The organism is uncultured Corynebacterium sp. (genome assembly GCF_937999985.1).
In the GTDB taxonomy this organism is placed as follows: domain Bacteria; phylum Actinomycetota; class Actinomycetes; order Mycobacteriales; family Mycobacteriaceae; genus Corynebacterium.
In genome coordinates this window covers 1-6657 of sequence record NZ_CALLDG010000002.1, presented here as the reverse complement: position 1 = coordinate 6657, position 6657 = coordinate 1, and the positions used below count along the sequence as shown (strand labels likewise).

At 64.6% G+C, this 6657-nt stretch carries 5 protein-coding genes and 2 pseudogenes; all 7 read left to right on the top strand.

Features of this window, described 5'->3' with window-relative positions:
- Positions 1-526: pseudogene (locus Q0331_RS00115) on the top strand (transcription elongation factor NusA); the annotation flags it as partial.
- A gap of 33 nt (positions 527-559) precedes the next feature.
- A complete protein-coding gene (locus Q0331_RS00110) occupies positions 560-904 on the top strand; it encodes a YlxR family protein (RefSeq protein WP_298073774.1) in 345 nt (114 codons plus the stop codon).
- Between the two features lie 140 nt (positions 905-1044).
- Positions 1045-3810 (top strand): translation initiation factor IF-2, encoded by a 2766-nt coding sequence (infB, locus tag Q0331_RS00105; RefSeq protein WP_298073772.1) that lies wholly within the window; start codon positions 1045-1047, stop codon positions 3808-3810.
- Positions 3811-3862: 52 nt separating this feature from the next.
- A complete protein-coding gene (gene rbfA, locus Q0331_RS00100) occupies positions 3863-4288 on the top strand; it encodes a 30S ribosome-binding factor RbfA (protein ID WP_034986324.1) in 426 nt (141 codons plus the stop codon).
- Positions 4288-5601 carry an MATE family efflux transporter gene (locus tag Q0331_RS00095; RefSeq protein WP_298073770.1) on the top strand — a complete coding sequence of 438 codons (1314 nt, stop codon included), beginning with the start codon at positions 4288-4290 and terminating at the stop codon, positions 5599-5601. The genes rbfA and Q0331_RS00095 overlap by 1 nt, the downstream gene beginning before the upstream one ends.
- Positions 5602-5652: 51 nt before the next feature.
- Positions 5653-6474: a metallophosphoesterase gene (locus Q0331_RS00090; RefSeq protein WP_298073769.1), complete on the top strand. Its 822-nt coding sequence runs from the start codon at positions 5653-5655 to the stop codon at positions 6472-6474.
- Positions 6471-6657: pseudogene (locus Q0331_RS00085) on the top strand (4'-phosphopantetheinyl transferase); the annotation flags it as partial. The gene Q0331_RS00090 and the pseudogene Q0331_RS00085, both read left to right, overlap by 4 nt.

The window sequence follows — 6657 nt, the reverse complement described above, 5'->3', positions numbered from 1 at the left end:
GAAGACCTTCGTTACGGACGTGATCAACAACGCCAACCGCATGGTGCAGATCAACCTCTCCCGCACGCATCCGGAGCTAGTTAAGGGACTGTTCGCCCTGGAGGTTCCGGAGGTTGCCGACGGTTCCGTCGAGATCGTCTCCGTGGCCCGCGAGGCGGGGCACCGCACCAAGATCGCCGTGCGCTCGACCGTCAAGGGGCTGAACGCCAAGGGCGCCTGCATTGGTCCGCGCGGCCAGCGAGTGTCCAACATCATGCAGGAGCTGGGCGGGGAGAAGATCGACATTATCGACTACTCCGAGGACCCGGCTACTTTCGTCGGCAATGCGCTGTCGCCCTCAAAGGTCGTCAGCGTGAAGGTGACCGACCCGGAGATGCAGATCGCCCGCGCCGTCGTGCCGGACTATCAGCTGAGCCTCGCCATTGGCCGCGAGGGGCAGAATGCCCGTCTGGCCGCGCGCCTGACCGGGTGGAAGATCGATATTCGCTCGGAGACGGACGCCGCAGCGGAGGACACGCCCAGTTAACTGTTTCGGGGGCCGGCGCGATACACTGGACTGGTGGTATTCCATGAGTGTCCCACAAGCAAGCACCTTCCGGTGAGGACGTGCATTGCAACGAAGCAGGTGATGGGAATAGATCAGCTGTTGCGTTGCGTTGTGCAGAAAAGCGCGGAAGGAGCCGAGGATGAACTCCAGGTTGTCCCCGATCCGGGTCGGAAACTTCCCGGGCGAGGCGCATGGATCACCCCCACAGTGGAGGCATGGGAAATCGCCGTGAAACGCAGGGCCTTCGGCCGTGCGTTGAGGGTATCCGCCAACGTGGATGCAGACCCTGTACGTGAATACATCGTCACACTGCCAGTGACAGTGACAAGTAAAGACGAGGAAGTTACGTCGACATGAAGAACAATCAGCCCTGATGAGCACGCGATGAAGCAGCATCAGCGATGAGTATCTACAAGTACGGGAGTCGTAAGTAGCCCGGCTGCAGGCGCACCTGCACGCTAGAGCGCACTACGGCTCCGCAAACATGAAGGAGAGTAGTGGCCGGAAAGCTACGCGTACACGAGTTGGCCAAGGAACTCGGAGTGACGAGCAAGGAGTTGCTCGCCACCCTGAAGGAACAAGGTGAGTTCGTTAAGACCGCTTCTTCGACGGTGCAGCCGCCCGTCGTGAAGAAGATGAAGAAGCACTACGGGGTGGGCGAAGAGTCTGCCAAGGAGGGTGCAGTTACCCCGAAGCCCGCAACGACGCCGGGGCCGAAGCCTGCTGCTAAGGCAGCTCCGAAGGCCGCCGCCAAGCCGGGGCCGAAGCCTGGACCCAAGCCGGGTCCGCAGCCAGTGAAGAACACCAACCCGGTTGCGGGCGCTGGCACTAAGCCCACCTCCTCCGTGAAGCCTGGCGAGAAGCCAGCACCTAAGCCCGGTGTCAAGCCGGGCCCGAAGCCGGGTGCCAAGCCAGGGCCCAAGCCAGGTCCGAAGCCGGGCAGTGCAAAGCCGGGTTCGAAGCCCGGTGCAAAGCCGGGGCCGAAGCCGGGCGGTCGCGCCCCGCGTGTGGCAAACAACCCGTTTTCCTCCGGAACTCCGGCCGAGCGCCCCGCACCGCGTCCGCGCGGTGGGCAGGCAGGCCCGGGCGACATGCCGCGTCCGGGTAGCCGCCCGGGTGGAGCCAAGAAGTCCGGTCCGAAGCCAGGCGCTAAGCAGGGCGGCGGCCGCCGTCCGTCGCCGGCAATGATGCCGAGCCACCCGAACCCGGCCCAGATGCCGTCGAAGTCCGACAACTTCGGCGGTGGCCGTGGTCGCGGTGGACGCCACGGTGGTCCCGGCGGCCCAGGTGGCCCCGGTGGTCCGGGAGGCCCGCGCGGTGGACGCGGTGGGCGTCGCGGCGGCACCGCAGGTGCATTCGGCCGTCCGGGTGGCGCACCGCGTAAGGGGCGCAAGTCGAAGCGTCAGAAGCGCAACGAGTACGAGGCAATGCAGGCGCCGAGCGTCGTTGGCGGCGTGAAGCTGCCTAACGGCAAGGGCGCGAAGATTCGCCTCGCTCGTGGTGCATCCCTGATGGACTTCGCCGAGAAGATCCAGGCGGATGCGGCAGCACTGGTCCAGGCACTGTTCAACCTGGGCGAGATGGTGACCGCTACCCAGTCGGTCTCCGACGAAACCCTGATGCTGCTTGGCGAGGAAATGGATTACAAGGTCGAGGTCGTCTCCCCGGAGGACGAGGACCGCGAGCTGCTGGAATCCTTCGACCTGCAGTTTGGTGAGGACGAAGGCGAGGACGAAGACCTGGCCCAGCGCCCGCCGGTGGTTACCGTCATGGGTCACGTTGACCACGGTAAGACCCGCCTGCTGGATACGATCCGTAAGGCCAACGTCGGTTCCGGCGAGGCCGGTGGCATCACCCAGCACATCGGTGCCTACCAGGTCTCCGTGAACATGGAGGGCGAGGACCGCCTGGTCACCTTCCTGGATACCCCGGGTCACGAGGCGTTCACCGCCATGCGTGCCCGTGGTGCCAAGTCCACCGATATTGCGATCCTGGTGGTCGCCGCGGACGACGGCGTGATGCCGCAGACCGTGGAGGCTATCAACCACGCCAAGGCCGCCGACATTCCGGTCGTGGTCGCGGTAAACAAGATCGATAAGGAAGGCGCCCAGCCGGACAAGATCCGTGGCCAGCTGACCGAGTACGGCCTCATCCCGGAGGAGTACGGCGGCGAGACGATGTTCGTGGACATCTCTGCAAAGCAGGGCACCAACATCGACCAGCTGCTGGAATCCGTCCTGCTGACGGCCGATGCATCGCTGGATCTGCGCGCTAACCCGGATATGGACGCACAGGGTGTCGCCATTGAGGCGCACCTCGACCGCGGCCGCGGCCCGGTTGCCACGATCATCGTCCAGCGCGGTACCCTGCGCATCGGCGACTCTATCGTCGTCGGCGACGCCTACGGTCGCGTGCGCCGCATGATCGACGAGCACGGCAACGACGTCAAGGAAGCCGGCCCGTCCCGCCCGGTTCAGGTTCTCGGCCTGACTAGTGTGTCCGGTGCTGGCGATAACCTGCTGGTTGTCGACGAGGACCGCACCGCCCGCCAGATCGCGGACCGCCGCGACGCCCGCCGTCGTAACGCGCTGGCAGCACGCAGCCGCAAGCGCGTCTCCCTGGAGGATCTGGATGCGGTGTTGAAGGAAACCAACACCCTGAACCTGATCCTGAAGGGCGACAACGCCGGTACGGTCGAGGCCCTGGAAGACGCGCTGCTGAAGATTGAGGTCGACGACGAGGTGGATCTGAACATCATCGACCGCGGTGTCGGTGCTGTGACGGAGACCAACGTCAACCTTGCAGCCGCCTCTGACGCAGTGATCATCGGCTTCAACGTCCGCGCCGAAGGCAAGGCCACCGAGGTGGCCAACGCCGAGGGCGTGGATATCCGCTACTACTCGATCATCTACAAGGCGATCGAGGAGGTAGAGGCAGCGCTGAAGGGCATGCTGAAGCCGATCTACGAGGAGAAGGAGATCGGTACCGCGGAGATCCGCCAGATCTTCAAGGCTTCCTCCGTCGGCCTTATTGCAGGTTGCATGGTGGAGACCGGCAAGGTGCGCCGTAACGCTCAGGCGCGCCTGGTGCGCGACGGCAACGTCGTGGCGGAGAAGGCCACTATCGAGTCGCTGCGCCGCGAGAAGGACGACGTCACCGAGGTCTCCGCAGGTTACGAGTGCGGTATGGTGCTGTCGTACCCTGACATTCAGGTCGACGACATCATCGAGGTATTCGAGCTGGTTGAGGTGCCGCGCACCTAAAAGCCGCGCACCTAAACTGTCTAGTGCCCAAGGTGTTATAAAGGAGAGGTTAATGGTTGATCACGCGCGTGCTGCGCGCATGGCTAAGCGCATTCAGCAGATTGTTGCCACGGCCATCGAGCGGCAGATTAAGGACCCGCGCCTGGAGTTCGTGACGATCACGGACGCGCGCGTAACCGGCGACCTCCATGACGCGACGGTGTTTTACACCGTGCGAGGTAAGACCGTGGACGCGGAGCCGGATACGGACGCAGCGGAGGCAGCGCTGGCTAAGGCTACGGGGCAGTTGCGCAAGATCGTCGGCGATCAGCTGAGCGTGCGTTTCACCCCGACCTTGAGCTTTAGCTTGGACACGGTTCCGGAGGCTTCCGCGCACTTCGAGGAGCTGCTGGCCCGGGCGAAGGCCCAGGACGAGGCTCTGCGTGCGCAGTCCGCGGGCGCCCGCCCAGCGGGCGATGAGGATCCGTACAAGTCGTAGTGACTGCTCACGCTTCTACCGGCCAGGCCGATGCCCGCACTATCTTGGGGCTGGCCTGGCCGGCTCTCGTTGTATTGGCGGCCACGCCGTTGTATCTGTTGCTGGACACGGCGGTCGTTGGCCGCCTGGGTGCGGCTGATCTGGCCGCACTGGCTGCGGGCGCGACGGTGTTGGGTACCGTCACCACCCAACTGACGTTCCTTTCCTATGGCACGACCGCCCGCGCCGCGCGTCACTATGGCGCCGGCCGCCGTTCCGATGCGATCTACGAGGGTGTGCAGGCGACGTGGGTTGCCCTGGCCGTGGGCGCGCTGTTGGCCGCCGTTGTTTTCGCCTTCGCCCCGGCGATCATGGGCTTCTTTTCTAGTGACGCCACCGTCGTCTCCGAGGCCACGAAGTGGATGCGAGTGACGTGCGCGTCGATCATCCCGGCGCTGTGCACCATGGCGGGCAATGGTTGGCTGCGGGGAATGTCCAACACGAAGCTGCCACTATGGTTCACACTCGCCGGGGTGATTCCGATGGCGGTGATAGTCCCGCTGGCGGTCAGGCGCTACGGGCTGGTGGGCTCGGCATATGCCAACGTGCTGGGGGAGGTCATCATCGCCACCTGTTTCCTGGGGGCGCTGGTCGTGTACTGGCGTGCGGAGGGGGACGGCAAGTCCCTGGCTCCGAACTGGCCGGTGATTAAGTCGCAACTGGTGATGGGGCGGGACCTGATCCTGCGCAGCCTGAGTTTCCAGGTGGCCTTCATTTCTGCGGCAGTGGTGGCCGGTCGCATGGGGCCGGCTCCGCTGGCTGCCCACCAGGTGCTGCTGCAGCTCTGGAATTTCCTGACGTTGGTGCTGGATTCCGTGGCCATTGCAGCCCAGGCGCTGGTGGGCGCGGCCTTGGGCGCTGGTTCGGCCGCAACGGCACGCAAGGTCGGAGTCTCCGTGCTGCGCTTCTCCGTCGGCGCCAGCCTGGTGCTGGCTGCCGGGCTGGCTGCGGGGGCCCACTTCATCCCGCGCGTCTTCACGACGGATGCTGACGTGCTGGCCACGATCGGCGGGCCGTGGTGGCTATTGGTGCTCCTGGTGTTGGCCGGGGGTGTTGTTTTCGCCTTGGATGGAGTGCTGCTCGGAGCGGCGGATGCGGCCTTCCTGCGCACCGCCACCATCGTCTCTGTGCTGGCCGGGTTCATTCCGCTGGTGTGGCTTTCCTGGATCTTCGGCTGGGGTTTGGTCGGTATCTGGTGGGGTCTGTTTAGCTTCATCCTGATCCGCCTGGCCTTCGTGACTTGGCGCTTCGCCGGTGATAAGTGGGTTAGCTAGTGTTAAGCTTGTTAATCGTTGTGATCTGATTCAGAGAGGGGGAGCGCCCCGATGACCCGAACTCTGTGGGCCGTCAGCGACCTCCACGTGCGCGCCCCCGGCAACCTGGATCTGGTTCGCGAACACGTCCGACCTGCTAACGCGGGCGACTGGCTCATCGTCGCCGGGGACATTGCAGAGGACCTGCCCACCATCGAGCGCACCCTGGGGCTGCTGCAGAGCCGCTTCGCCCAGGTCATCTACGCGCCCGGTAACCACGAGCTTTATAGCCGCACCAGCGATACCACCCACGGGCGCGCGAAGTACGACGCCGTCATCGCGGTCGCCCAGCGCCTCGGCGTGCTCACCCCGGAGGATCCCTTCCCGATGTTCGCGGGGCACACCGTGGTGCCGCTGTTTACTCTTTACGATCACTCGTGGCGCGACCCTTCTATGACGCCCACTGCAGCGCTGGCGGCAGCCCGCGACAAGGGCATCGTGTTGATGGACGACCTGGCGATTGCGCCGTATGAGGACGTGATTCTGTGGTGCCGTGAGCGGCTGCGCTACTCCGTGCGCCGGCTGGCGTCTGTGGAAGGGCCGACCATTTTGGTGAATCACTGGCCGCTGGCGCGGGAGGCAATGGCTAACGTCCGGCACCAGGAGATCGGCCTGTGGTCGGGAACGCGGCACACACAGGAGTGGCCAGAGCGCTACCGGGCGCGTGCAGTGATTTATGGCCATTTGCACATTCCGGTAGAATTTTCGCTCGGCAATGTAACGCACGCGGAAGTCTCACTCGGTTACCCGAGGGAGAGGAAGGTCAGCCTTCCGCCCCGCTTGGAGAAGAATTTGTGGCCCTACCCAGTACTCGTCGAGGAGGTGACAGCATGAGGCACAACGGAACGCTCGCAACGGCGCCAGGGAAGCTGGCGATCGTGGAGACTTTCGGCGCGCAGCAGTCGACCATTCCGCGCGGATTGCTGCCCCAGGGTACGGCCTGTGCAGAGCTGCACAGCATTCAGGGGGATCTGAGCCAGTTCAACGCACTCCAGGCAGAGGAGCAGGCTCTGGTGG